Source organism: Flavihumibacter rivuli (assembly GCF_018595685.2).
In the GTDB taxonomy this organism is placed as follows: domain Bacteria; phylum Bacteroidota; class Bacteroidia; order Chitinophagales; family Chitinophagaceae; genus Flavihumibacter; species Flavihumibacter rivuli.
This window is the reverse complement of sequence record NZ_CP092334.1, coordinates 4,046,817-4,073,654: the sequence shown is the minus strand read 5'-3', so window position 1 is coordinate 4,073,654 and position 26,838 is coordinate 4,046,817. Positions and strand designations below refer to the sequence as shown.

Below are 26,838 nucleotides of genomic sequence, written 5' to 3'. Positions count from 1 at the left end.
TTACCAATTGATAAAAACCAACTGTAAGATATATGATGAAATCAAGGAAGAAACCGTTATTGCTGCTGGCACTGGGCATTTTGTTATCCACCGCAATCGTTTTCTTCATTCCATTTACCTATTCCAAAACCATAGACGTCCCGTTTGCGATTGTCAAAACCACCGAACTGGTCATCTACCCCAACCAGCTGCAAAAATGGTTCCTGCCATTTACCGTCCAGGACCAGGGGGAAGTGGAGCGGGTCTATAAACCCAAGGCCGGCTTGAAGTGGGATGGGTATACCCTAAGTCTTGAGTCCAGCAATGCTGTAATCACGCAATATTCTTTCACCAACAATAAGGAGAAACTTTCCTTTAGTATTGGGGTAGAACCCGAAATAGCCAATGCACAAGCCTGCAAGGTTATCCTGCAGTTCAGGTCTTCCCTATGGAAAATGATTGCAGGATCCTTTACCCCACTTGAACAATATGCTATTAACAGCATTGATAATTTCCATGATTATACCAATCGCACGGAACGGTTCTATGGTTACAAAATAGAATTGGGCAAGGTGGTGGACACTGCCTACCTCTATGCCAGTAAAACCGTCCCTACCGGCGACATCAAAGCCGGCCAAATTGCACTTTACGATACACTGTTGGCCTTTGCAAGGGAGAAAAATGCAAAGTACAATGGCACCCGGATATTCTATAAGGAACCGGCAGGTGAAGGCAGCACCAAACTCTTTGCCAGCATAGCCGTTAATAGCCGGGTCCTTGTACAACCGGATGATGAGATCAGGTATAAGATGATGCCGATGGGAAAGAATTTATTGATCGCTACTTACCGTGGCCCTTATGGTAAGGTAGATGCAGTGTATAAGGCACTTGAAGATTTCAAGCGCGATTACTCCCTGGTAAGCATGGCGATCCCATTTGAAAGATTCAAAACAAAAGGATATGGGTTCAGTCCAGGCGATACAGTAGACCTTGAAGTTTGTTATCCCGTATATTGACGGGCATGAAAAAAGCCGGGTTTTATTTACCCGGCTTTATTATGCTTACTGGTCCATTATTCCTGGCATAGACCAGGATTGTTTCCCCTGACTTTAACCTTACAGGTACTATCCGCCTGATCTCCCCTTCTATTGGGGCGCCATTCCATTCTACATAATCAAACCTGCCCTTTCCCTTATTCATCAACACCCCTCCAAAATCGGCATCATTTCGACCCATCTGGATGGTATTCTCATAGAAGTTGAACCCGGGCAGGATATCAGGAAGACCGTCACCGTTCACATCCATGACCGCTATGGTCATCAATGGTGACAGCTGGGCTTTCCAGGGCAAAGGAATTTCTACATACCCCTTCGACCCATTGTTCAGCAATACCATGCTGCTAAAATTATTCGCCTCAAGTTTTTGGGATGACTTCAGTTTGTCGGCTCCAAAAACCTCTTCCAGGCTGGCCTTCGCAAAATCCCCTGCATACAGGAATTTCTTCTTCAGCAATGGCATTTGTTTCTCCAGGTCAGCCTTATTCGCAAAGGGCAACTCTTGTCCATGAAGGTAATAAGTGAGCACCTGCTCCTTCTTGCCATTACCATCAAAATCATTGACGTATAGTCGAACCGGCTCCTTAGCATTCGCCTTTAGCCTGCTGTTCAACCCCAGGTTGCCGGCTACAATATCCAGGTCGCCATCATTATCGAGGTCAACTGCATCCACCGTATTCCACCAGCCACTTTGTCCACTAAGCACTTTTCGTGCAAACTTTCCTCCCTCATTCATTAAGGCTATGATGCCATCCCATTCCAGGGCAAGCAGCAGGTCCTTATCCTTGTCACCATCGAGGTCCACCCACCTTGCCTGCTTCACCAGGCCAAGCTGGTTGAAGGCGGCTGATAAGACGGGAGGCGCAATAGTAAATTTCCCTTTGCCATCATTCAGCAACAGGTAGGAGGTTGGGATCACCCCATACTCAAATGGAACAGCACGTGCACCAATGAATAGGTCAATAGCACCATCACCATTTACATCATGGGGGGCTATACATGAACCCGTCAGGAATATGCCTTTGAATGCTTCAGGCAATTTGGAGAGTTTCCCCTTACCATCATTAAGGTAGGCGCGGGGTTGCATCAGGGAATCCTTACCATAGAACTCATTTCCTCCACTCACCACCACCAGGTCATTGGCCTTGTCACCATTGATATCAAGCATTACGGCATCTACATCTTCATAGGCACTATCGGCATTCAATACCGGCTGCATTGACAGTGTAAACTTCCCATCCGGCTGCTGCAGGTAAATTGCTGCTATGGCATTGCGTGCATTACCCAGGAAAAGGTCATCCAGTCCATCACCATTGAGGTCCCCGCTGGCAACAGCCGGCCCTTCCTTCGACAACATGCGCGGGATCAGGGGTTCGCGGTTGAATTCCACGAACAGGTTCTCGGTATGATTGAAAGCAATACCCGAAGCGAGGGTTTCATCTGAATACCCGATGCGACTATATTCGATCCGTTGAAGCAAGGCCTTTCTATCGAAGACTGGTAAGCCTTTGCGGTAGGTGACAGACAAATTCCCTGTACTATCCTTCAACCGGACCTTCTCATAGGTATTATCCGGCCAAACCAGCAATAGGGAATCAAGGGTTGCGGTACCTAGACCCAGGTGAAGGGGAACCTCCATGCTGGATTGGAATCCACGCACAGGAAATTTTTCCAGGGTCTGGATCCCCTTTGACGTATAGGCAACTGCCATTGCGCCAATGGCCTTATTGTTACCGGCAGGCCCTTTCAATTGGATGTCCAGCCAGTTTACTTTCCCCTTGTTACTGCTATGGTTCTCATACAGGAATACCTTATCATCAATATTATTGACAACCACATCAACATCCCCATCATTATCAAAGTCAGCATAAGCGGCTCCATTCGAGTAGCTGTCGAGGTTGTTACCGATCGACGCTGTAACATCTTCAAATCGAGCCTCCCCCCTGTTCAGAAAGAACCGGTTGGGTAATTTGATCTGCGGGAATTTATCAATCAGCGCCATTTCCTTTTCCCCCATCTTGCCCTCCCTGATCTTCGATTGCACTTCCTCGTTAGATACATAATTCACGTAGTCGATATCATTCAACCGTTTCGGAATACCATTGGACACAAACAAATCCTTCTGGCCATCATTGTCAAAGTCCAGCCAAAGTGGCGACCATGACCAGTCTGTGGCATATACTCCACTGTACAGGCCGGTTTCCCTGAATTGGCCCAATCCATCATTAAGTTGTAGGTTATTGCGGGCATATTGGTGGTTATACCCATAGCGGACCTTCATCTGGAAAAGGTTATACTCATCCTCGCCCAGGGAACGGCGGAGGATATAGGGATCCTCCGGCAACATATCCATGGTGATGATCTCCGGTGCCGCATCATTATTGATGTCTGCAATATCCACCCCCATCGAAAACTGTGAAGTATGGCGGATCCTTGAGGTCAATTCATCCTTGAATGTCCCATCGCCCTGATTGATATAGAGGTAGTCGTTCTCATGGAAATCATTGCCGATATAAATATCGGGATAGCCATCTGCATTGATATCGGAAATAGCGATCCCTAAACCATAACCGATCACAGAACTATTGATACCCACCTCATTGGTTACTTCCTTAAAGCGACCATTATCATTCCGGAAGAATTTATCCCCTGATAAGGGATGCGAAGTCCCTAGGAAGTTCTTGCGCTCGCCAAATGTGCCATTGTGGTGAACAGAGTGGTTCATGAGGTACATGTCCAGGTCGCCGTCAAGGTCATGATCGAAAAAAGCTGCCTGGGTACTGAACCCGGAAAAATCCACGCCATATACTGCTGCCCGGTCTTCAAAGACAGGCACACCATCTTTGATGCCCGTGCAAACCAATAACTGGTTCTTTCCTTTCAGCACTTCATACTGGCCAACCCTGCAAACATAAATATCGAGCAGGCCATCGTCGTTGATGTCCACTACAGATACCCCTGTAGACCATGCCCCATCATCAGGGATACCAGCTTTTTCGGTAACATCCTTGAACTGCAAACCTCCATCGTTTAGGAACAACCTGTTCCTCCCCTGGTTGGAGGCGAAAAACACATCTATGCGGCCATCATTATTGAAATCCCCGGCACCTACCCCTGCCCCGTTGTAGAAATACATGTACTTGAACATGTTGAAATCCGGGGTGGATTGAAGGTTATTCGCGAAATCAAGGCCAGTTCGTTCTGCCCTCAGCATGGAAAAGACGGGAGCAGCTTCCTTTCCCTTGTTGCAAGCGCAAGCCAGGACCATTAAAAATCCTGTCAGCATAATGGTTCCCGAAAACACCCTGCCATTGGAAAAACTTCTCTTCATCACTTAGCCTTTTTTGCAGTACTGAGGTAAACTGGGGTATTGTTATTCCTGAAGAACAACAGGTCAATGCCATTGTCCTTTTTAATGGCTACTATGTCCCTTACAATGCCATCCACCTGGATGCCACTCTTCTTATTTTCCACCCATTCAAAGCCTTTACCAGACCTATTCAGGAGCAGGTCACCGAATCCGGCATCTATCATGCAGAACTGGGGCAGCAAGGCGTGGTTATTACCACCCAATACAATATCACCGAAACCATCCTGGTTGACATCAGCGATGGCTATGGCATTCACCGAACTCAACTGCGACATATAAGGCAAAGGTTCGAACCTGAATCCGGCCTTCCCGTCGTTCCAGGCAATCCCAGATAATGCAATATTGAATAGGGATATCCTTGCCTTTTTCAATTCTGTTTCAGTAAACAAGTCTTGTATTGCCTTATCGGCGTATTGTTCGTGACGGAGGTTTTGTTTCTTCAGGGAAGGGATCTGGTCGGTCAGTTCCCTTTTCATGAAGACCGGCATATCCCGGCCCTTTACAGTTCGGGTGAATATCTTTTCAAGACTTCCATTCGCATCAAAATCATTCATCCAGAGTTTAACGGGGTTGAGCGAGTCGGGTTGCAGGTAAAAGTTCTTGCCGATATTTCCTAATACCATATCCTGGTCTCCATCTTTGTCAAGGTCGGCCAGTTCCACCGTCTGCCACCAGCCAAACTTTCCTTCCAGACCGGTTTGGGCCTTTACCATCTTTCCCTTTTTAACAAGGAAAACAGAAGGCTCCATCCACTCGCCTACCACCACGAGGTCATTCACTCTGTCACCATCCATATCTGCCCATGCAGCACCGGTTACCATACCTGATCTCTTCAGGTCAGGATGCCACTGATCGGCTTGTTCCGAAAACTGGCCGCTGCCGTCATTGATCATCAGGTAACTGGTAGGGATATTGCCATACTGGTAAGGAACAGAACGGGCACCAATGAACAGGTCCTGGTCACCATCACCATCCACATCGCCGGCCACCGCAACCGAGATATTCATGTTGTTGGCAGGGAAGGCGGCTTTCTTCAGGGTAAAATTCCCTTTACTATCGTTGATGTATAAGCGATGTTGAAGTTCTGGGCTGTTGGGTAGTTTGTTATTCCCCCCTGCACCGATATACAGGTCCAGGTCACCATCCTTGTCTGCATCAAAGAATAAGGCAGCGGTTTCTTCAAATGCAGCAAGCTGCTGCATTTCAGGGATCAGTTTCCTTGTCCAACCTTCCCCTGAACGAAGGTAGAATTGACCTGCCTGGCCATTGGGTCCACACACATACAGGTCTTCAAGGCCATCCCCATTGATATCGCCCGTGGCAACCTTAGGACCTTCCTTGGACAACATCATGGGGATATTTCGCTCGGCATAAAAGTCTACATAATCATCTTCCTTCTGCGCTTCAAATACAGGGTTATTGGCCACAGTAAAAATGGATGGGCCATTTGCCCCGGATGGCACATAGCGTGGTAACCCTTCCTGCCAGGCAATATTCAATACCTTGTTCACGGCTGGCTGCACCATTTTGGTGTAGCTGCGATCCGGCCAGATCACCACTACTGAATCCACCTGTGCTTTGCCCAGGCCAAACACCATTTTATAATCGACCGAGGACTGGAAGCCACGGGTTGGTATCAATTCACGGGTCAGGACCTGCCCTCCCTGGTACACTTTAACGGCAGCGCCAATCGCAAAACCGTTTGGCGACTTTCCTTTCAGCGTTACAGCCAGGTAGTTATTGCCCAGTTTTTCGCTGGACTGGTTGCGGAATACAAATGCTTCCTGGTTTACGTTGTTCACCACCAGGTCGAGGTCCCCATCGTTATCCAGGTCCCCATAGGCAGCACCATTGGAGAAGGAAGGCATATCTAGTCCCCACTGTCCACCCACTTCCTCAAATCGCAACTCACCCATATTCCTGAACATCTTATTGGGGATCGGTCGTGAAGGCATCTTGTTGATGACCTTATCCACTTCTTCCTTTTGCCCGGTGAGCACCATATTCTGGATCACTTCATTGGCAAAGAAATCAATGAAGTCCTGGTCGGTCACATCGTGGTAGATACCATTACAGACATAGAGGTCACTTTTGCTGTCGTTGTCGGCATCAAAGATCAATCCTCCCCAGCTCCAATCGGAAGCAGCTACGCCGCTGTAGAAGGCTGTCTCCAAGAATTTACCGTTGCGGTTGTTTACCTGCAGGGTATTTTGCATGAATTGGTTGTAGAAACCGGAATTCTGTTTCAGTCGCTGCACATCAATATTCTCGAAAAGGGTAGTCGTTTTTAATCGTTTCTCGTCATCGGGGAGCATTTCCGTAACGAAAATATCCGGGTAACCATCGTTATTGATATCGGCCATATCGGCACCCATGGAAGAGTGGCTGATGTGCTGCATCTGGGTTTCCAGTTCATCGCGGAAAGTCCCGTCCTTCTGGTTAATATAGAAATAGTCCCTTTCGAAGAAATCGTTGGAAACATAAATATCGGGATATTGGTCTCCGTTCACATCGCCAACGGTAACGCCAAGCCCAAAGCTGATAAGACTGCCATAGATCCCTGCAGCCTCACTTACATCCACGAACTTGCCATTGTCGTTCCTCAACAGGTAGGAACCGCCGCCCTTCAGGAAGTCGGCAACCGGCCAATCCTTGGCGCGCAATTCCCGTTTATTGGAATAATTCAGGGTGTTTACGGGAATGAAACTATTGTTCAGGATATAGCAATCCAGGTCACCGTCCAGGTCATAATCAAAGAATGCGGCATGTGTGGTATAACCATCATTATCAAGACCGTATTCCCTGGCTTTTTCCGTAAAGGTATTGTCATGGTTATTGATGAACAGGGCATTCTCCTGGCGCATCCCCTTTTGGTAACCGGCATTGCAAACATAAATATCCAGCCAGCCATCATTATTGATATCCACCATCACTACCCCGGTACTCCACTTTTCCTTTTCGGTTATCCCGGCCTTTTCCGAGATATCCTCAAACTTCCAATTGCCCTTATTGAGGTAGAGCTTATTGCTGCCCATATTGGCAGTAAAGAATACATCCGCCAATCCATCATTATTGATATCCCCGATGGCGCAGCCGCCTCCATTATAGAAATTACGGTAACTGAAAATATTGAAATCCTTATTGTTCTCAACCTTGTTAGTGAAGGCGATACCTGTACCCTTCATTTCCGTGAAAAGGGCATCCGCCTTATCCTTCGACCCACTGCAGGAAGCCATGAAAACAGCGACTGAGAACGGGTACAACAACTTTCTCATCATAGCACAATCTAGTAAAGAAAAGAGGTCATTTGTTGCCAAATGACCTCTTTATTTTCAAAAGAACTAACTATTAGTAGCCAGGATTCTGGGTGAGGTTGGGGTTAACTGCCAACTGCTCATTAGGAATCGGGAATATCAGCACCTTGGTATCAGTACCGGCAGGTTTCTCTTCCCATGCGGTCAGGAACTTCTTGAAACGGATCAGGTCATTCCTTCTCCAGCCTTCCCAGTACAGTTCACGACCACGCTCATCAAGCAGTTGATCTTCTGTAATGGTGGTAATAGCAGCCAGGCCGCGCTTGGTCCTGATCTTAGATACCTCGGTAGCAGCATCTCCAGCCTTACCTGTACGCAACAATGCTTCAGCCTTCATCAGGATCACATCTGCCAAACGGAAGATAACATATTCGTTATCTGACTGGTCACCGCTCACATAATCAATAGGATACTTCATAACGCGGATACCGGTTACCTCAAGAGTATTGGGATCGGTCTCGGTCAATTTAACCTCACGGGTGAATGAAAGAGGCGCACCATTACGATCCTTCAGGGCTACACCGTTCTGGTCGAACTGCTGACCGAAAAGGAAACCATTCTTTACGCCACCCTTACTGAAGATTCCTGGATACTCATAAGTCTTGCGCTTATCAGCGTCGGTGAATTTGTCATAGAAGGAACCGAGAGTTGTAAAACCATTCCAGCCACTTGGGTTCTGGTTGTAATGCAAACCAAGGAACCAGCGGGAACGAACGTTACCACCCCTTACACCCGGAGTATTCTCAAGGGCATAAATCAACTCCTTGGAAATGGCAGAGTTGTTGGGGGCAAAGTTCTCGAAATAGTTATCCTGCAATTGGTAGCCACTTGCTTCAATCTCATTGGCCAAGGTAATTACAGTATTCAGGTCAGCCTGGGCAGTTGCAGTAGAGAAGTCAGGGTTGGCACGGTTAGCATAAACCGGCTTGTTCAACAACAACTTCATCTTGAGCGCCTTGGCTGCATTCCTGTTGGCTTTGGTAACAGGATTGTTAGCAGGCAGTTCAGCAATTGCCTTATCCAACTCAGAAATGATGAAATCAGCACACTCTGCTCCTTTCTTTGTCTCAGGAAGGATGGTCACATCCTGGAAGGTCTCACCTTCGCGGTAAGGAACCTGGTCCCAGCCATCCAATACAGCGAACATGGTAAGTGCACGGATGAACCTGGCCTCACCTTTCTGGGCAGTTGTGGAGGAAGAAATTTCCAATACGTTGGTAGCGGTGTATTGTGCCTGCAACAGTTCCCTGTAGGTATCACGGAGGAAACCGTGGTCAGCATCCCACTTGTGGGAGTGCAATACCCTCCAAACACCGTTATCATCCCAGTCACCACCCCTAGTCGGGCCGATGGTTTCATCGGAGGTATGTTGCTGGGCAGCCCAGAAACGGGACTGATCCTGGAAGGGATTGTTAAGTGCGTTGTACGCACCCTGAAGGATTGACTGCGGGTCAATATTTCCTTCTTCTACAGCACTAAGGCTGTCTTTGAATGTTTCATCCAGCTTGGTACAGGAAAACAGTACTGTGGATGAAATTCCGGTTAGCAATAATAGGTTTCTAAACTTCATATAGCTACAATGTTTTCGATTATAAAGTAAAGTTTACACCGAACAGGATGGTCCTGGCGGTAGGGTAAGGAGTGTATTCGATACCGAATGAAGGAACACCACCTACAGACTTATCAGTATTCACCTCAGGGTCAAATCCGCTGTAATTTGTGATCACGAACAGGTTCTGGCCAGTCAGTGAGAAGGTCACATTACGGAAAGTCTTGCCGATTGATCCCATGTTATAGGTGATAGTAGCGTTTGCCAGCTTCATGTAATCACCCTTCTCCATATAACGTGTAGATGGAGCAAGCGGGTTGGAAGTGCTTTCCAGAACATCACCACCGATCAGGTTCTTGCTGATATTCCTGGTAGGCAAGTTACTAAGAGGAGTTACACTGTTAGCTGTATTGTTGTAGATATAGTGGCCAAAAGCGCCATTCATGTTAACATAAGCAGACCACTTCTTGTAGGTAAAGTCGGTGCTCAGACCCAGAATGATATCGGGGTTGGGGCTTCCAACATAATACCTCGTGTTACCGCCATCCTTGTAAATGCTCTGGCCGGTGGTCTTATCGATACCTTCCCACACACGCAGGTAGTACACGTTCAGGGGCTGGTTGTTCACCAGGCGCTGGGCAGTGGCACCGCTCAGACCCTGGCCGCTCAGTGAACCAGTTTCAATGATCTGGGCACCGAAATTGGTCAGGTTGTTGTCCAGGAAAGTCGCAACTACACCCAGGTTCCAGTTCATGTCCTTCTTCCTGATGATAGCGCCATTCAGGGCCAATTCAACACCCTTGTTGATCAGCTCACCCGGCAGGTTAACCCAATATTTGGCGTTACCGGCAGGACCAGGCTGGGCAATGAATTGCTCAAACAGGATATCCTCAGTGTTCTTATGGAAGAAGTCAACACTACCATAGATACGATCGTTGGCGAAACCGAAATCAAGACCGAAGTTGATGGTGGTAGAGGTTTCCCACTTCAGGTTCTTATTACCAAAGTTGGTCCTTTCAGAAGCACCTGGACCTGTAAAGCGGTAACGGGTAAGGGAGGCACCTGCAGGGAATTCCTGGTTACCGGTGATACCCCAACCTGCACGCAAGGCCAGGTTGTTAACCGCACTGCTACCTTGCAGGAAAGACTCGTTGCTGATGGTCCACTTGGCACCGAATGAAGGGAAATAACCATATTTGTTGTTCTCACCGAATTTACTTGAACCGTCAGCACGGAAAGTTGCAGTGAAAGCATACTTATTGGCATAGTTCAATACAGCACGACCAAAATAAGACTGCAATTCGCTGGTAGGATCAGCATAGGAAGTAATGAACCTGCTGTTGTTGGTAGAGTACTGGAGGAAGTCAGTATACTTCAATCCATTGTCTACGAAATCCTGGGCAGCAATAAAGTCTCCCTGGTTATCGAACTTCATGTATTCATAACCTACTACTGCATTCAGGGAGAGGTCATTCTTGAAGGTCTTGTTGTAGCTAAGGGTGTTGGTCCACTGCTGGGTCAACAACTGGTTGTTACCAATCGCAGCCAGACCACGGTTCTCGATATTCTGGATATTCAACCACCTTTTCACTTCCTGCTCACGATGACCGGTAGCATAACGCACACTATACAGCATTTTGAACTCCAGGTCATTGGTAAACTTATAAGAAGGAGCAATGCTAGCCAGGACGTTGGTCAGATTGGAAACGTCATCATAGGCTTCCAGCATGGCTACAGGGTTTACGGTGGTAGCACCGATCTGGTTGTTCACCCAGGTAGAACCATCAGGCTTACGGAGCGGGTGTGTAGGGTTCCACTGCAATGCCTGCGCGATCAGGTTACCCTGGAAACCGGCATCATTGGTGATAGGCGCAATGTTCTCGATGTTATGTGAGGTCAGCACGTTGAAGTCAATAGCCAGTCGCTTGTTCTCCAGGAACTTGTAGTTAGAAGACAAGCCAGCTGTGTACTTACGGAAACGAGATTCCCTAACGATACCTTCCTGGTCCAGGTAACCGGCAGAGATGCGGTAGCGACCACGATCATTACCACCGGAGATAGAAAGGTTATAGTTCTGGGTGAAACCGTTCTGGGTGATGGCATCCATAGCGTCAACATCACCACCGAAATCACCGGTGGTACGGTTGTACAGCTTTAATGCGTTGCGATATTCATCAGCATTCAGCACTTCCATTCTCCTCATCAGGGAGCTTACACCAAATGAAGTGTTGAAGGTGATGGATGGCTCACCGCTCTGACCACGCTTGGTAGTGATCAGGATTACACCGTTAGAACCACGTGAACCGTAAATGGCAGTGGCAGAGGCGTCCTTCAACACATCCATTGAAGCAATGTCATTTGGGTTAAGGAAGTTCAGCGGGTTGGCACCGGGAGTAGTACCAATACCAGTAGAACTGGCAGCACCACGGGCATTGTTATTGTCCAGGGGAACACCATCCACTACATAGAGCGGGGTATTACCGGCACGAACAGATGCGTTACCGCGGATACGCACAGTAGTTGCACCACCGGGCTGTCCACTGTTGTTCAACATCTGAACACCAGCAACCTTACCCTGGATCAACTGGTCCGGAGCGGTCATTACACCACGGTTGAAGTCCTTTTCCTTTACGGAAGCAACCGAACCGGTGATGTCCTTTTTCTTGGCAGTACCATAACCTACCACTACTACTTCATTCAAAGCAGCATTGGTAGTAACCAGGCTAACTGCAACTTCAGATTTGTTGGAGATATCAATCTCCTGTGTTCCGTAACCAACAGAGGTCACTACGATCATAGTGGCGCTGGCGGGAACGCTTAACTTAAAGCTACCATCGGCTCCTGTGGAAACACCTTTGGTAGAACCCTTTACAGTCACCGTAGCGCCTGCCAGGGGGGATCCGTCTTTTGAATCGAAAATTTTACCGGTGATCAGCCTGTCCTGAGCATGAACGGCCGCACCTAGAAAGAGCAATAGCAAGAACGCACTCAAGCGCCTTACCCAACGTGGCATTGCAGCAATCATAATTGTGAAGTTTTGGTTTTGGTTTTCTTGTCGGTTTATAATTGAGATATCTGACCCATTAATTATACCCTACTCACCATACAAACTAAGGCAACCACCTGAACAACCCCTGGCCAACCCAGCATAACGCAAACCGGAGAGACCTATATGTTCAGGCAGTTGCTAGGCCTGAAACGCTGCTTACGATAATCCCCATTATTTTGTAGGATTCACCGGAAACAGGGGTCAAATTCCTGTTTTTTTCTATACTATTATGCTACCGTTTAGGGCAATCGGTTGTGCAAACGATTGTTGTGTACAAAATACATATTTAAAAACGAATGTATAAAATTTTTTTTTGTGGCCAGAATCACCATTAAGGATATAGCTAAACGATTAAATATCAATCCGTCCACTGTTTCCCGAGCCCTGCGCGACCATCCCGATGTGAGCGCCCAGCTAAAAGAGACCATCAAGGCCCTGGCGGATAAAATGGGCTACAAACCCAACCACCTGGCCATCAACCTCAGGAGGGGTAAAAGCCATACCATCGGGCTCATTATCCCTGAGATCGCCCAGTTCTTTTTTCCTTCGGTTATCAAGGCCGTGGAGGAAGCTGCCCATGACAGGGGCTACAACCTGTTGGTCCTCCATTCCAATGACAGCATTGACCGCGAAATTGAGAACGCTGAGATCTGCGCCAATATGGGCGTGGACGGCATCCTGGTTTCCCTTTCCCGGCAAAGCACGGACATAGAACACTTCCAGGAACTGGAAGCCTCTGAAACACCGATAGTCTATTTCGACAAAGTGGTCCCCAACAGTGTTGCCCATAAAGTGGTAATGCCCGGCGAAAAAGCAACGGAAATAGCCATCGGTCACCTTTTGCAAACCATCCCCAACCCCAGGAGGCTGGTCGGCTTTTTTGCTGATGAGCGACTGTCCATTTCAGAAGACCGGATCAAAGGCTTCAACCAGGCCCTGGCCGCCCACCATATCCAGGCCCCCGAGAATAACTGCATTATTGTCGATTCAAGTGAGGCTGCCCGGACTACCCTTATCGGCCTGATGCAATCCGATAACCCACCCGATGCCCTTTTTGCCATGAGCGACGAGATCCTGCTAGGGGTAGTGCAGGCGGCCTATGAGATAGGATTCAGGATACCTGACCAGCTTAAGGTAGTGGCCTTTAGTGATGGATGGCTGCCACAATCCATTCCCTTCTATATCCCCTATGTGAAAACCTCAGGGTACGACCTTGGCAAGACCGCAGCCGGGCTGCTGTTTGAACTGATCATGAAAATGCCCATCCTGCCGGACACCCATTATATTGACGTTACGTTGGTCCACAACCGAAAGGAAGACCAGCAATTCCCATAACCTAAATCTTAAACCATGACATTATTAGACATCAACAACGGCGGCCTTTTTGGAGGTGTGGGCCTTGGAAGCATTATTGCTATCGTCATCAGCTGGTCCAGGAACAAATCCGTCCTTTGGGCGATCATCCATGGCTTCCTGGGCTGGCTCTATGTCATCTATTACGCCCTGTTCCTGCCAAAAAAATGATCCCCTTCCATCCGGAAAGGGATCATTTCCATTCTTCTCACTAAACCTTCTGCCTCAAACGAATTGTTCTTCCCCAACCGGATGCAATACTTCTTCGGGTAAGGGAATCTGTTGCAAAAACTTATCTTCCAAAACATTGGCGAATGCCTCGAAGTACGCCACCACATCTTCCCTTACATTGCGCTTTAACCAACGGAAACCTCCCGGCAAGGCAGCCAGCACCTCCCTGTCTTCCAGGTATTCGATGTTATGGATATCAGTAGGGGTCAACCCCAGTTGCTCCAGCTTTGACATCAGCAGGTAGAGGGGAGCATTCGTCACCCCGCAGTATTCTTCAGCAATCTCCGTCCATTCACCGGCCCCGGTATGGGCATAGGAAACAATCTCCTCCTTCGTCAGGTGGGTCACTACCTGCAAAAGGTTGCCACAGTTGCATCCTCCGTGGTGGCCCCAGGCGTAATATGCCCCGTTCCTCAACCTTGTAGCGGTTTCCCTCAGCGCTTCGATCAATTGTATATTTGGATATGCCATAAAGAAATTTTACCTGAATTTCGGCAACTGTCGCAATGCGGGACAATATTGTTGAAGTTTGCCCGGAATTAGCCCATTTGGCCGCGAACATTCAGGGCCCTTTCCCGTTCATACCAATTTCCGTACGCTGGTGCAACTCAGGGCGCAGGAAGCCCTTGTTGCCATTAACTTTAGTATACCTTCAATTGAACACATATGAGAATACTATTCACCACATTACTCCTGGCCACCAGCCTTACAGGGTTGAAAGCACAGGATGAACCATTATGGCTGCGTTACCCGGCCATCAGCCCCGATGGTAAAACGATCGCCTTCGGCTACAAGGGGGATATTTACCGGGTTGACGCCAATGGCGGGGTGGCCATCCCGTTAACCATCCATGAGGCACATGACATGATGCCTGTCTGGAGCAGGGATGGCAAGTCCATCGCCTTCGCTTCCGATCGCCATGGCAACTTCGATGTTTTCGTCATGCCTGCAATGGGGGGAACCCCAACCCGTTTGACCCATCATAGCTCCCCAGACTACCCCTATGATTTTTCACCAGATAACCAACAGGTCATCTTCGGTAGCGCACGTAACATCCCGGAAAAGAATATCCGGTTCTATAGCCCCAGGCTTTTCCAAAACCTTTACACTGTTCCCGTCAAAGGCGGCAGGAATATTCTGCTGACCTCTGCAGGAATGGAAAACGCCCACTACAACAGCAAGGGAACGCATATCGTATTCCAGGACAGGAAAGGGTATGAAGATGCCTTGCGCAAGCACCATAATTCTTCCGTGACCCGGGATATCTGGATCATGGACAAGGCCAGCAACAACTACAGGAAGATCAGCGGCTATGAAGGTGAAGACAGGGAACCTGTATTCAGCGCAGACGACCAGTTCGTTTTCTACCTGAGCGAGAAAAATGGCATCCAGAACATATACAAGACACCGGTCCTTAACCGCATGGCGGAGCAGCAACTCACCAACTTCCCCACGCACCCTGTAAGGCACCTGAGCGTTAGCAAGGACAACACACTTTGCTTTACCTATAACGGGGAGGTATATACGCTGAAAGAAGGCTCTCAGCCATCCAAGGTAAAGATCCAGATCTTCAACGATGGTCGCGCCGGGGTAGAGAAGAACGTTTCCATCAATGGCAATGTGACCCAATTCAAACTGTCGCCAAATGGGAAGGAGATCGCATTCGTATCAAGGGGAGAGGTCTTTGTCACCAGTGTGGAAGGCACGCAGACCAAGCGTATCACCAATACCCCCCAACAGGAAAGGATGGTCCAATGGAGCCCCGATGGCCGTAGCCTGGTTTATGCCGCAGAAAGGAACAACAACTGGGATATCTACAGGGCGACAATAACCCGCAAGGAAGAACCCTATTTCTATGCAGCGACCATTGTTAATGAAGAACCTTTGATCGCCACAGCAGAGGAAGAATTCCAGCCCAAGTTCTCACCTGACGGAAAGGAAATCGCCTATGTAGCGGAACGCAACATACTAAAGGTGTACAATCTCGCATCCAAACAGTCCAGGACGCTGTTACCAGAAGGAAGGAACTTCTCCTACAGTGACGGTGACTGGGATTTCAACTGGAGCCCGGACGGGAAATGGATCATCAGCGATGATAGTGAAGGCAACTGGTTCACCGGCAATGCAGCCATGATCAAATCGGATGGTTCTAACGGCATCCAACACCCGATGAAAAGCGGTTTCGGCCAGGGCAACCTGAAATGGGGAATGGATGGTAAGGCAATATTCTGGACCAGTGCCAAGGAAGGCAGGAAATCCTTAGCCATGCAGGGAAGCAGGGAGGTAGATATCTACGCTGGATTCCTGGACCAGGAACTTTATGACAAATTTAAGCTAACGAAGGAAGAATACGCACTTCTGAAGGAAAAGGAGGATAAGGAAAAAGCCGAGCAGGAAAAACTGGCCAAGGAAGCTGCCAGCAATGCGGTCGCCAACACCAAGGGTAGCAAGAATGGTAAAGACAGCAAATCAAACAATGCTGCACCAGTCAGCAAACCATCCTGGACACCACTGTTGAATGACCTCGAGAACAGGGTGGCAAGGCTGACCATCAATAGCTCTTCCATTGCAGATTATGCAGTATCATCCGATGGAAGCAAATTGTATTACCTCGCATCATTTGAAAAAGGATATGACCTATGGGTAACCGAACCCCGCACCAGGGAAACCAGGATCCTGGCCAAACTGGGTGGAACGCCGAGTGGTATTGAAATGAGCAAGGATGGGAAATCCTTATTTGTAACCAACCGTGGCGCTCTGGTGAAGGTAGACGAAAGCGGTAAGGTAACACCCGTTGGCATCAATGGGGAGATGGTGCTGAATGCGGAAAAGGAAAGGGAATACATCTTCGATCATGCCTGGCGCCAGGTACAGAAAAAATTCTATGACCCCAAACTACATGGGCTGGACTGGGCTGGACTCAAGCAATCATATGCCAAATTCCTGCCCCATATCTCTAACAACTACGATTACCAGGAACTGCTGAGTGAATTGCTTGGGGAACTGAATGCTTCGCATACCGGTGGACGTTATTCACCGCAGCCCCAGAATCCTGACGCTACTGCCGCTCTCGGTTTGCTCTATGATGAAAGTTCCGTCGACAACGGGTTGAAGGTTTCAGAAGTGATTGGTGGTGGCCCGCTGGATAAATCCACCAGCAGGGTGAAGCCCGGGGTGATCATTGAAAAGATAGACGGGGAGGCCATTACCGCGACCAACGACTGGAATGCCTTACTGAACAGGAAGGCTGACAAGAACACCTTACTGAGTCTTTACGATCCGTCCACCAATACCCGTTGGGAAGAAACCGTTAAGCCCATCAGTTTCGGGGAAGAAGCCAACCTGATGTACAAGAGATGGGTTAAAAAAATGGATGAAATGGTCAATAAACTGAGTGGCGGAAAGGTTGGTTACGTGCATGTACAGGGCATGAATGACGGAAGTTTCCGGAATACTTTCGATGCCGTACTGGGTAAGAATTTCGACAAGGAAGCACTTATTGTAGACACCCGATTCAATGGTGGCGGTTGGTTGCATGACGACCTCTACCAGTTCCTGAGTGGTAAGCGCTACCTGGACTTCGCACCACAGGGCAACAGGCTGAAAGATGGCGAGCCCATGGGCCGCTGGGCCAAGCCCAGTTGTGTGGTGATGAGCGAGGGCAACTACAGTGATGCCTTTATCTTCCCCTACATCTACAAGCAGAATGGCGTAGGCAAACTGATAGGCATGCCTGTACCCGGCACCGGTACAGCAGTTTGGTGGGAACAGCAGATCGACCCCACCATCGTTTTTGGCATTCCGATGGTTGCCACCATTGGTAAAGAGAACAGGCCTACAGAGAACCTTCAACTGGAACCCGATATCAGGGTGCCGCTGGCATATGAAGAATTCCTGAATGGTAAGGACGCCCAGATAGAAGCAGCCGTGAAGGAAATGCTGAAAACCATTGAGGAAAAAAGCAAGGAGAAAAAAGCATTCTGATCTTCAAGCAACTATTTCAAGACCGGCAGTTTTCAATGCCGGTCTTTTTTATGCCTGCAGCTAAAAGCCATTGTGGCTGGCGCCGTTAAAAGATTCCTAAAGGGAAATAAGGAACAGCCGTTCAACGTTCTTTCCATTATATTGTCGAAATGAAAAAGGTTTTTCTTCTTTACGTATTGACTATCGCCTTCTTCCCAATACTCCTCCAGGCCCAAACACTGACAGGGGTTTGGCGCGGGAAGGTCAAGGGCACCCAGGCAGAATTGAAACTGGTCAAGTCCGGCGACCAGATCGTTGGGGTTGCCTACTATTACCAGAATAAGAATCGCTACAAGCGCTATAGTATCAAAGGTCATTTCGACCCCAATACCAACAGTGTGATCTGGTGGGATGAATTGCTGCTGGAAGACCAGGGCAAAAGGGGATTTTTCAAATTGGGCCCTGATCCGGATGCACAACTGAGCGTAGCTGATTTCAATTGCCCGGGGGCAGATGAAATGTACCTCGATGGCACAAGCTCAGCAAGGGATAACAAGGAAAAGATCAATGGCACCATTCACCTCGAAAAGAAGGAAAAACCCATCTTCCGGGATGAATGGGACTTCATCATTGAAAACTACCTGGTAGGGGCAAACGATCCCACCCTGATCGACAGCATCAGCACCATTGGCATAACGGCAACGATTCCGGAGGAAAAAGAGCTTCCTCTCGCCCTGATACCATCACCAGCTCCCGGCGCACCAGTAGTTACAATGCCCGTGGTAACTGCACCAGCCACCAAACCTAACCCTTCAGGCATTACCGACAAGTTTAACAATCGTAAAAACGTACTGCAAACAGTGATCCCCATCACAGCGAAAACAATTGAATTAAGATTCTATGATAATGCGCAGATCGACGGCGACTCAATTGCACTTTTCCTGAATGGCAGGTTACTCTTCCAAAACATCCGCCTCACCGACCAACCTTATACCGTAAAACTTGATGCTTCTGAACTGGGAGCCGACAATGAACTGGTGATGGTTGCGGAAAACCTGGGCAGTATCCCACCCAACACCTCACTGATGGTCGCGATCGTGGGCGACAAACGCTATGAAGCGCGTCTATTTGCCAACGAACAAAGCAGCGCACTTGTACGGATCATGAGACCAAAACCCGGTGAATAAACCCTCCGGGTCGGACTCGAATCCGACCCGAATCCGACCCGTCTCCGACCCGTTTCCGACCCGTCTCCGACCCGGGTCCGACCCGTCTCCGACCAAAACAGTGAAATCACCCAATGAAATAGGGGTATTTCAACCCAAAATACAAACAGGGGCACCAGTGGCACCCCTGTTTTTCATTTTTAACCCTAATTGTCATTAGACCACCACGTTGATCATCTTGTTCTTCACATAGATGATCTTCTTCGGTGGCTTTCCTTCCAGCCACTTCTGGACAGTTGCATCCTGGAGGACGATGGATTCCACCACCTGCTGGTCGGCATCCAAAGAGATGGTTATTTCAGCGCGTGTTTTTCCATTGATAGCGACAGGGTAGGCTTTCGCCGTTTCCTTCACATACTTCTCTTCAAAAACCGGATAGCTGGCATCCAACACGGAGCCACTGTTTCCGATCGCATGCCACAACTCTTCACTGATATGGGGCGCGTATGGCGTCAATAAAACCAGTAACTGCTCCAATACAGCCTTCTTATGACATTTCAGGTCATGCAGTTCATTTACGCAGATCATTAAAGTACTTACAGCCGTATTGAAGGAGAACCTTTCGGTATCCTCCTCTATTTTACGGATAGTGCGATGCAATACCTTCAACTCTTCGGCAGTAGGCGCATCATGGGTAAGAAGCAATCCTTTTTCCTCACCTGCGAACAAGCGCCAGAGCTTCTTCAGGAAACGGTGTACTCCTTCAATACCCTTGGTATCCCATGGCTTACTGATCTCCACCGGACCGAGGAACATTTCGTACATCCGGAAGGTATCGGCACCGTATTTCTCTACAATATGGTCGGGGTTAACGGTATTGAATTTGCTCTTGGACATCTTCTCCACCTCACTGCCACAGATATACTTGCCGTCTTCCAACACGAACTCAGCTTGTGAGAAATCGGGCTTCCAGGTCCTGAATGCCTCCTGGTCCAATTCATAACCGTCGACAATATTTACGTCAACATGCAACTTATCGATCTTCGTGCCCTGGTAGGACTCTTCACCTTCCAGCAAGCCCTTTGAAACAAAAGTATTGGTGCCATTGATCCTGTACACAAATCTTGAAGAACCCTGGATCATACCCTGGTTCACCAGCTTCCTGTACGGCTCATCATGACCAATATATCCCAGATCAAATAGCACCTTGGTCCACATGCGGCTGTACAGCAAGTGACCTACTGCATGCTCTGTACCACCAATGTACAGGTCAACCTGTCCCCAGTAATCACTCACCTTGCGGTCGCAGAATGCCTGCTCGTTATGCGGGTCCATATAACGCAGGAAGTACCAGGAAGATCCGGCATAACCGGGCATGGTATTGGTCTCCAGCTCCCTGGCCACCCATTCAGGGATATTGGCCAAAGGACCCTCACCTTCCGGACCGGGCTTGTAGCTTTCCACATAAGGCAATTCCAGCGGCAGTTCTGATTCATTCAATGGTATCGCCACGCCATCTTTCCATTGGATGGGGAAAGGCTCTCCCCAATAACGCTGACGGCTAAACGCCGCATCGCGCATCTTGTAGTTCACCTTGCGCTGGCCAATGCCCATGGATTCGATCTTTTCGATCACGATACCGATGGCCTCCCTCATGCCCACACCGTTCAGGAACCCGCTGTTCTCCAGCACCGCATCCTTGGTCGGATTGGCTTCTTCCCCATCGTAATGCGCGCCAATGATATTGGTAATGGGGATATTGAAATGACGCGCGAACTTATGGTCACGTTCATCACCGCAGGGAACTGCCATGATCGCACCGGTACCATAACCTGCCAGTACATACTCAGAGGTCCAGATAGGGATCTCGCGACCATCGAATGGATTTATCGCGTAAGCGCCAGTGAAAACGCCACTGATCTTCTTCTCCGCCATGCGCTCGCGTTCACTGCGGCTCTTCACATAAGCCAGGTAATAATCCACCGCAGCTGCCTGTTCTGCAGACTTCAGTTGCTCCACTATTTCCAATTCAGGGGCTACTACCATAAAATCTACCCCGAAAATGGTATCCGGTCGGGTAGTGTAGACCCTCAGTTTATCCACCGTACCCTGTTCACTCCTTACTGCAAAATCAATCTCCGCACCATAGCTCTTACCAATCCAGTTGGTTTGCATCTCCTTCATGGATTCGCTGAAATCAATCTGCTCCAGTCCTTCCAACAAGCGATCCGCATATTCGGTGATACGCAGGTACCATTGGCGCAGCTTCTTCTTCACGACCGGATGTCCGCCCCTTTCACTCACACCGTTCACCACTTCATCATTGGCCAATACTGTTCCCAATGCCTCACACCAATTCACCTCCCCATACCCGCAAAAAGCCAGACGGTATTCCATCAGGATCTCCTGCCTGCGTTTCTCATCAAAACCACTCCACTCTTCAGCCGTAAAACGGATAGATGTATCACCGGGACAGGGATGAACCGCTGTACCCTCTTTTTCCAAAGAAGCAATAAGGTTCCCGATGGGTTCAGCCTTTTTGGTCTGGCGATTGAAGAAGCTATTGAAGAGCTGAAGGAAGATCCACTGGGTCCACCTATAATATTTCGGATCACAGGTACGCACTTCGCGGTCCCAATCGAAACAAAAACCAATATTATCGAGTTGTTTGCGGAAATTATTGATATTCTGATCCGTACTCACTGCAGGGTGCACCCCATGCTCAATGGCATACTGCTCGGCAGGCAGGCCAAAAGCATCATACCCCATCGGATGCAGCACGTTGTAGCCCTTCAGCCTCTTGAAACGGCTGTAGATATCACTGGCAATATACCCGAGGGGATGCCCCACATGCAGTCCAGCCCCACTTGGATAAGGGAACATGTCCAGTACATAACACTTAGGCTTGTCACTTTCATTCGAAACCTTGTAGACACCGGATTGCTTCCAGTGCTCCTGCCATTTCTTTTCAATCTCTCTGAAACTGTATTCCATTGCTGTTGATTATTGCGTTCGTATGCCATCTGGCAATCCCATTCAACCACTGCCGGACATCAAGGGTCGGTTAACAAGGAAAGATCATTTCACCTTGAGATTCGGACACAAAGCCAAAGGGATGGTCAATTTGTGAAAGATGACTTAAAAAACATCAATTTGGGCAAAGCGCCTTCCAACCTGCACACTTTATGCCGGCAGCAACCGTTGAGAGGGTGACAAAAATACGGATTGGTAGGCTAAATCCGCTATTTTTGCCCGTATCCTCGCAGTACTAACCCACTGAAAATTGTAACGCATGACGCAAATCGGAAAAGGATCCGCTAAACGTTCAACACCATCGTATTTCATGTCTATACTGGGGGTATCCCTGGTGCTGTTCATCCTGGGTCTACTGGGGTGGATCGTGATCAATGCCAACAAGCTCGGGCAGTATTTCAAGGAAAACGTGGAAGTGAGGGTTTACCTGAGGGAAAATATCTCTCCTGCCGACAGCACCAGGCTGGTCGACTATATTGCCACCAAGCCATATGTAAAGGAATACCAATATGTCACCAAGGACCTTGCCAGGCAAAAATTCGTGGCCGATGGTAACGAGGACTGGAAGAACATCCTGGATGCCAACCCCCTGCCTGCCAGCATTGATTTCAAGCTGAAGAACCAGTATGTGCATTCTGATACCCTGAAAGCGATCAAGACCGACCTGGAACAGAACATCGCGGTGAGCGACGTACAATATCCCCAATCCCTGGTAGACAACCTCAACAAGAACGTACAAAAAGTCAGCATGATCCTCCTGATCATTGCCGTGGTTCTTTGCCTGGTAGTGATCGTACTCATTGACAATACCATCAGGCTGGCCATGTTCAGCAATCGTTTCCTGATCAAGACCATGCAGATGGTAGGGGCCACCCGGTGGTTCATTGCCAAGCCAATGGATATCAGGGCCATCATCAATGGCGCCATCAGCGGCCTTATCGCGCTGGCTGGCATTTTCGCCCTTGTATTCTTTGCGGAGAAGCAATTACCCGAACTCAGGGCCATGCGCGATACCCAATGGTTGGTGATTTTGTCATTGGTCATTATCTTGCTGGGCATAATGATCTCCCTGCTCAGTACGCACAGGAGCGTGGTAAAATACCTGAAGATGAAACTGGACGACCTGTACTAGGCAAGTGAGGGCAGCGTATGGAGGATGGCTAACATACCATTGTGATCGGCGTATCCATGATAGCTTCCGGCAACCAGAACTGAATTTTCTTACATACCAGAACCAAAAAATATTAAAACCTTCACCATGAGTGAACATAAGAAACAAGACGTAGTCGGGCACACTTCGGAAAGCCTGTTTGGAAAAGAAAACTATATCTGGATGATCGCCGGTATCGTTGTTATCGTAATCGGCATGCTGTTGATGGCAGGAGGCAGAAGCGCCAACCCGGCTGAGTTTGACCAGAAGGAGGTATACAGCACCACCCGCATCACTATCGCCCCCATCCTGATCATTGCAGGACTGGCCCTGGAAGTGGTGGCCATTTTCAAAAGACCCAAAGCATAAAATTCCCCCAGTAATTCATTACCGATTTGGATCAGAAAGAATGCTTTCCGAATTCAAATCGGTTTTTTATTGGCATTTACCAATCACTACCTAGCGGTTCACTTTAATCCTTATGAATCTTTTTGAAGCCATTGCAGTAGCCATTGTTGAAGGTTTGACAGAATTCCTTCCCATCTCTTCCACCGGGCATATGATCATTGCCAGTTCCCTGATGGGCATCCATAAGGAAGAGTTCACCAAACTATTTGAAGTTGCCATCCAGCTGGGCGCTATCATGGCTGTAGTGGTATTGTACTGGAAAAAATTCATCGACTTCAAGAGTTTCCATTTTTACCTCAAACTGGTGGTGGCAGTGATTCCAGCCCTGTTGCTGGGGTTCCTCTTCTCAGACAAGATCGATGCCATGCTGGAAAGCCCGCTAACGGTAGCCATTACCCTATTGCTGGGAGGCCTGGTACTCCTGTATATCGACAAGGCCTTCCAACATCCGACCATCCATGAAGAAGAGAAGATCAGTTTCCGCAGGGCATTCATCATTGGCGGCTGGCAATGCCTGGCCATGATACCCGGCGTCAGCCGTAGTGCTGCATCCATTATCGGCGGCATGCAGCAGCAGCTCAGCAGGCACCTGGCAGCAGAATTCTCCTTTTTCCTTGCCGTGCCTACCATGGCGGCAGCCACAGGTTATTCCCTCGTCCTGAAAGATTGGGAAACAGGCAATGGCGGTGTCCAGAAAGGTTATGAGTTATTGATGGCCTCGAATGAAAACCTGACCGCCTTCATCGTGGGAAATATCGTAGCTTTTGTAGTGGCATTACTCGCCATCAAGTTTTTTATCGGCTTCCTCCAGAAGCATGGATTCAGGTGGTTCGGTTATTACCGCATCATTGCCGGCATCATCCTGCTCCTGCTTATCTGGACAGGAGTGATCCATTGATGGCAGGATGAACCATCCGTGAAATGGCAACAGTGAAAATATACCTTATCTTATCATTAGCCCAATGAAACACCAAACCAAAACCATAACAGAAAGACATGCAAACAGCCCCCAAAAAAGTCATCAACGGATGGGCCATGTACGATTGGGCCAACAGTGCCTATAACCTGGTGATCACTTCCACTATCTTCCCTGCCTACTATGTAGGGATAACCAGTAAGGGCAATAACCCTGACGACCACTACGTAGAATTCTTTGGAAGGAAATTCATCAATACCGCACTCATGGACTATGCCTTGTCGGTGGTATTCCTGATCGTGGCTTTCTCCTCGCCCATCCTTTCTTCCATAGCCGACTATCGTCAGAACAAAAAAGTGTACCTGCGCTGGTTCTGCTTTATGGGTTCCGCCGCCTGCCTGGCACTCTTCTTTTTTACTCCCGACCGGATCGAATACGGGATCATCATGTTTTCCATTGCTGCCCTTGGTTATTGGGCAAGCCTGGTCTTTTACAATTCCTACCTGCCGGACATCGCTGCGCCTGAAGACCAGGACAGGGTAAGTGCCAAAGGATTTGCATTGGGTTATATTGGCAGTGTATTGCTGCAGATCATCTGTTTCGTCATCATCCTTAAACCAGCCCTATTCGGCTTAGATGAATCTGACAAGACCATTGGAGCCAGGCTCTCTTTCTTATTGGTAGGCATCTGGTGGTTCGGATTTGCCCAGTTAACCCTTCGCGTATTGCCATTGAGCAGCAAGGCAGAACGGAAGGCCAGGACCAATGTGCTGACCAACGGATTCAAGGAACTAAAGCTGGTTTGGCAGCAGTTGAAATCAATGCCTGCAACCCGGCGCTTTCTTTTCTCTTTCTTCCTGTATAGTATGGGTGTGCAGACTGTAATGCTTGTTGCGGCAGGGTTTGCCAAGAAAGAGATATTCCCCGACCCGGAAGATGAACCAAAGTTGTTGGTCACCATTATCCTCATCCAACTCGTTGCGGTGATTGGAGCCCTGGTCCTCAGCAGGCTGTCCAGGCTCATCGGGAATATCTGGGTCCTTATCCTTTCCGTAACCCTCTGGATTGGCATCTGTATAGCAGGATACTATGTAAAAAACCAGTTCCAGTTCTACCTGCTGGCCTGTGCCGTAGGCCTGGTGATGGGCGGTATCCAAAGCATGAGCCGGAGTACCTATTCCAAATTGCTCCCGGAAACCAAGGACACCACTTCCTTCTTCAGCTTCTACGATGTTACCGAAAAGATTGCCATAGTGATCGGGATTTTTACCTTTGGACTCCTGGAAGAACTCACCGGCAGTATGCGAAATTCCATCATTGCCCTGGGCACCTTCTTTATACTGGGGTTGGTAGCCCTCTTTTACACGAAAAAAGTCTACGATAAGCAACATGCAACTGTACACCATTAATACCGGCTATTTTAAACTTGACGGCGGCGCCATGTTTGGCGTGGTTCCCAAGACCATTTGGAACAAATTGGTTCCGGCAGACGAGAACAATCTTTGTACCTGGGCCATGCGCTGCCTGTTGATCCAGGATGGCAACAGGCTTATATTGGTAGACAATGGCATTGGCGATAAGCAGGATGCCAAATTCTTCTCCCATTATTACCTGCACGGAGAAGACAGCCTGGACAAATCCCTTGCCAGGCATGGCTTCCACCGCAATGACATCACCGATGTGATCCTGACCCACCTGCATTTTGACCATTGTGGTGGGAGCATTATCCGCCAGGGTGATAAATTGGTGCCGGCCTTCCCTAATGCTGTTTTCTGGAGCAATGACCGCCATTGGAATTGGGCCGTAAACCCCAACGACAGGGAAAAAGCATCCTTCCTGAAGGATAATATCCAGCCCATCCAGGAAAGTGGACAACTTCAATTCATTCCTACACCGGAAAACGGCATTGCCCGGTTCTCTGACACTATACAGTTGCGTTTTGTGTATGGCCATACCGATGCCATGATGTTGCCACAACTGACCTTTAAGGATCGGACCATTGTGTATATGGCTGACTTGTTGCCGTCTACCGCACATATCCCGGTTCCCTACGTAATGGCTTACGACATGTTCCCATTAACCACCCTGAATGAAAAGAAAAGTTTCCTTAAGGAGGCCCAGGAAAACAACTACATCCTCTATTTTGAACACGACGCAAAAAACGAATGCTGCGAGCTGGAACTAACGGAGAAGGGCATTCGCAGTGGAAGGACATTTGACCTCAAGGAACTTTAGGCTATTGACTAAGCGGCGGCGTCCATGTGATTGCAAAAGAGTCATGCCTTACGGTTTCATTATAGGA

Annotated in this window: 16 protein-coding genes; 10 read left to right on the top strand and 6 right to left on the bottom strand. The window is 48.6% G+C overall.

Annotated features, from left to right (window positions below):
- The first annotated feature begins 32 nt into the window (after window positions 1-32).
- A complete protein-coding gene (locus KJS94_RS17250; protein WP_214449201.1) occupies window positions 33-995 on the top strand; it encodes a GyrI-like domain-containing protein in 963 nt (320 codons plus the stop codon).
- Between the two features lie 22 nt (window positions 996-1,017).
- Here the strand turns inward: KJS94_RS17250 and KJS94_RS17245 are convergent, their stop codons facing one another.
- From KJS94_RS17245 to KJS94_RS17230, 4 genes are all read right to left on the bottom strand, one after another.
- On the bottom strand, window positions 1,018-4,365 hold the full coding sequence (locus tag KJS94_RS17245) for a VCBS repeat-containing protein (RefSeq protein ID WP_214449202.1): 3,348 nt from the start codon (window positions 4,363-4,365) through the stop codon (window positions 1,018-1,020).
- Window positions 4,365-7,682 carry a VCBS repeat-containing protein gene (locus KJS94_RS17240; RefSeq protein WP_239804207.1) on the bottom strand — a complete coding sequence of 1,106 codons (3,318 nt, stop codon included), beginning with the start codon at window positions 7,680-7,682 and terminating at the stop codon, window positions 4,365-4,367. The genes KJS94_RS17245 and KJS94_RS17240 overlap by 1 nt, the downstream gene beginning before the upstream one ends.
- A gap of 70 nt (window positions 7,683-7,752) precedes the next feature.
- Entirely contained in the window at window positions 7,753-9,288 is a 1,536-nt protein-coding gene (locus tag KJS94_RS17235) for a RagB/SusD family nutrient uptake outer membrane protein (protein ID WP_214449203.1), read from the bottom strand.
- Between the two features lie 19 nt (window positions 9,289-9,307).
- Window positions 9,308-12,292: a SusC/RagA family TonB-linked outer membrane protein gene (locus KJS94_RS17230; RefSeq protein ID WP_214449204.1), complete on the bottom strand. Its 2,985-nt coding sequence runs from the start codon at window positions 12,290-12,292 to the stop codon at window positions 9,308-9,310.
- A 339-nt stretch (window positions 12,293-12,631) separates the two neighbouring features.
- On the opposite strand from KJS94_RS17230, the gene KJS94_RS17225 reads away from it, so the two are divergent.
- Entirely contained in the window at window positions 12,632-13,651 is a 1,020-nt protein-coding gene (locus KJS94_RS17225) for a LacI family DNA-binding transcriptional regulator (RefSeq protein WP_214449205.1), read from the top strand.
- A 15-nt stretch (window positions 13,652-13,666) separates the two neighbouring features.
- Entirely contained in the window at window positions 13,667-13,840 is a 174-nt protein-coding gene (locus KJS94_RS17220; protein WP_214449206.1) for a hypothetical protein, read from the top strand.
- A 54-nt stretch (window positions 13,841-13,894) separates the two neighbouring features.
- Here KJS94_RS17220 and KJS94_RS17215 read toward each other — a convergent pair whose 3' ends face one another.
- Window positions 13,895-14,371, bottom strand: coding sequence for a hypothetical protein (locus KJS94_RS17215; RefSeq protein ID WP_214449207.1), 477 nt, complete (start codon window positions 14,369-14,371; stop codon window positions 13,895-13,897).
- 195 nt (window positions 14,372-14,566) lie between these two features.
- Between KJS94_RS17215 and KJS94_RS17210 the strand changes: the two genes are divergently transcribed.
- Together KJS94_RS17210 and KJS94_RS17205 are read left to right on the top strand one after the other, a co-directional pair.
- On the top strand, window positions 14,567-17,884 hold the full coding sequence (locus tag KJS94_RS17210; protein ID WP_214449208.1) for a S41 family peptidase: 3,318 nt from the start codon (window positions 14,567-14,569) through the stop codon (window positions 17,882-17,884).
- A 149-nt stretch (window positions 17,885-18,033) separates the two neighbouring features.
- The gene (locus tag KJS94_RS17205) at window positions 18,034-19,050 is read left to right on the top strand and encodes a hypothetical protein (protein ID WP_214449209.1); all 1,017 of its coding nucleotides are present in this window, start codon (window positions 18,034-18,036) and stop codon (window positions 19,048-19,050) included.
- Between the two features lie 195 nt (window positions 19,051-19,245).
- Here the strand turns inward: KJS94_RS17205 and leuS are convergent, their stop codons facing one another.
- Window positions 19,246-22,023, bottom strand: coding sequence for a leucine--tRNA ligase (gene leuS, locus KJS94_RS17200; RefSeq protein ID WP_214449210.1), 2,778 nt, complete (start codon window positions 22,021-22,023; stop codon window positions 19,246-19,248).
- A 298-nt stretch (window positions 22,024-22,321) separates the two neighbouring features.
- Between leuS and KJS94_RS17195 the strand changes: the two genes are divergently transcribed.
- The 5 genes from KJS94_RS17195 to KJS94_RS17175 all read left to right on the top strand — a co-directional run bounded on the left by KJS94_RS17195 (window position 22,322) and on the right by KJS94_RS17175 (window position 26,771).
- Window positions 22,322-23,194 (top strand): cell division protein FtsX, encoded by an 873-nt coding sequence (locus tag KJS94_RS17195; RefSeq protein WP_214449211.1) that lies wholly within the window; start codon window positions 22,322-22,324, stop codon window positions 23,192-23,194.
- Between the two features lie 126 nt (window positions 23,195-23,320).
- Window positions 23,321-23,581, top strand: coding sequence for a DUF3098 domain-containing protein (locus KJS94_RS17190; RefSeq protein WP_214449212.1), 261 nt, complete (start codon window positions 23,321-23,323; stop codon window positions 23,579-23,581).
- 112 nt (window positions 23,582-23,693) lie between these two features.
- Window positions 23,694-24,518: an undecaprenyl-diphosphate phosphatase gene (locus KJS94_RS17185; protein ID WP_214449213.1), complete on the top strand. Its 825-nt coding sequence runs from the start codon at window positions 23,694-23,696 to the stop codon at window positions 24,516-24,518.
- 98 nt (window positions 24,519-24,616) lie between these two features.
- Window positions 24,617-25,945: an MFS transporter gene (locus KJS94_RS17180; RefSeq protein ID WP_214449214.1), complete on the top strand. Its 1,329-nt coding sequence runs from the start codon at window positions 24,617-24,619 to the stop codon at window positions 25,943-25,945.
- Window positions 25,926-26,771 (top strand): MBL fold metallo-hydrolase, encoded by an 846-nt coding sequence (locus KJS94_RS17175; RefSeq protein WP_214449215.1) that lies wholly within the window; start codon window positions 25,926-25,928, stop codon window positions 26,769-26,771. The genes KJS94_RS17180 and KJS94_RS17175 overlap by 20 nt, the downstream gene beginning before the upstream one ends.
- Window positions 26,772-26,838: the final 67 nt, after the last annotated feature.

Excerpts from the sequence above, each read along its gene's own strand:
- KJS94_RS17250 (WP_214449201.1), top strand. The coding sequence starts at position 33 with ATGATGAAATCAAGGAAGAAACCGTTATTGCTGCTGGCACTGGGCATT.
- KJS94_RS17245 (WP_214449202.1), bottom strand. The coding sequence starts at position 4,365 with ATGAAGAGAAGTTTTTCCAATGGCAGGGTGTTTTCGGGAACCATTATG.
- KJS94_RS17240 (WP_239804207.1), bottom strand. The coding sequence starts at position 7,682 with ATGATGAGAAAGTTGTTGTACCCGTTCTCAGTCGCTGTTTTCATGGCT.
- KJS94_RS17235 (WP_214449203.1), bottom strand. The coding sequence starts at position 9,288 with ATGAAGTTTAGAAACCTATTATTGCTAACCGGAATTTCATCCACAGTA.
- KJS94_RS17230 (WP_214449204.1), bottom strand. The coding sequence starts at position 12,292 with ATGATTGCTGCAATGCCACGTTGGGTAAGGCGCTTGAGTGCGTTCTTG.
- KJS94_RS17220 (WP_214449206.1), top strand. The coding sequence starts at position 13,667 with ATGACATTATTAGACATCAACAACGGCGGCCTTTTTGGAGGTGTGGGC.
- KJS94_RS17215 (WP_214449207.1), bottom strand. The coding sequence starts at position 14,371 with ATGGCATATCCAAATATACAATTGATCGAAGCGCTGAGGGAAACCGCT.
- KJS94_RS17210 (WP_214449208.1), top strand. The coding sequence starts at position 14,567 with ATGAGAATACTATTCACCACATTACTCCTGGCCACCAGCCTTACAGGG.
- KJS94_RS17205 (WP_214449209.1), top strand. The coding sequence starts at position 18,034 with ATGAAAAAGGTTTTTCTTCTTTACGTATTGACTATCGCCTTCTTCCCA.
- leuS (WP_214449210.1), bottom strand. The coding sequence starts at position 22,023 with ATGGAATACAGTTTCAGAGAGATTGAAAAGAAATGGCAGGAGCACTGG.
- KJS94_RS17195 (WP_214449211.1), top strand. The coding sequence starts at position 22,322 with ATGACGCAAATCGGAAAAGGATCCGCTAAACGTTCAACACCATCGTAT.
- KJS94_RS17190 (WP_214449212.1), top strand. The coding sequence starts at position 23,321 with ATGAGTGAACATAAGAAACAAGACGTAGTCGGGCACACTTCGGAAAGC.
- KJS94_RS17185 (WP_214449213.1), top strand. The coding sequence starts at position 23,694 with ATGAATCTTTTTGAAGCCATTGCAGTAGCCATTGTTGAAGGTTTGACA.
- KJS94_RS17180 (WP_214449214.1), top strand. The coding sequence starts at position 24,617 with ATGCAAACAGCCCCCAAAAAAGTCATCAACGGATGGGCCATGTACGAT.
- KJS94_RS17175 (WP_214449215.1), top strand. The coding sequence starts at position 25,926 with ATGCAACTGTACACCATTAATACCGGCTATTTTAAACTTGACGGCGGC.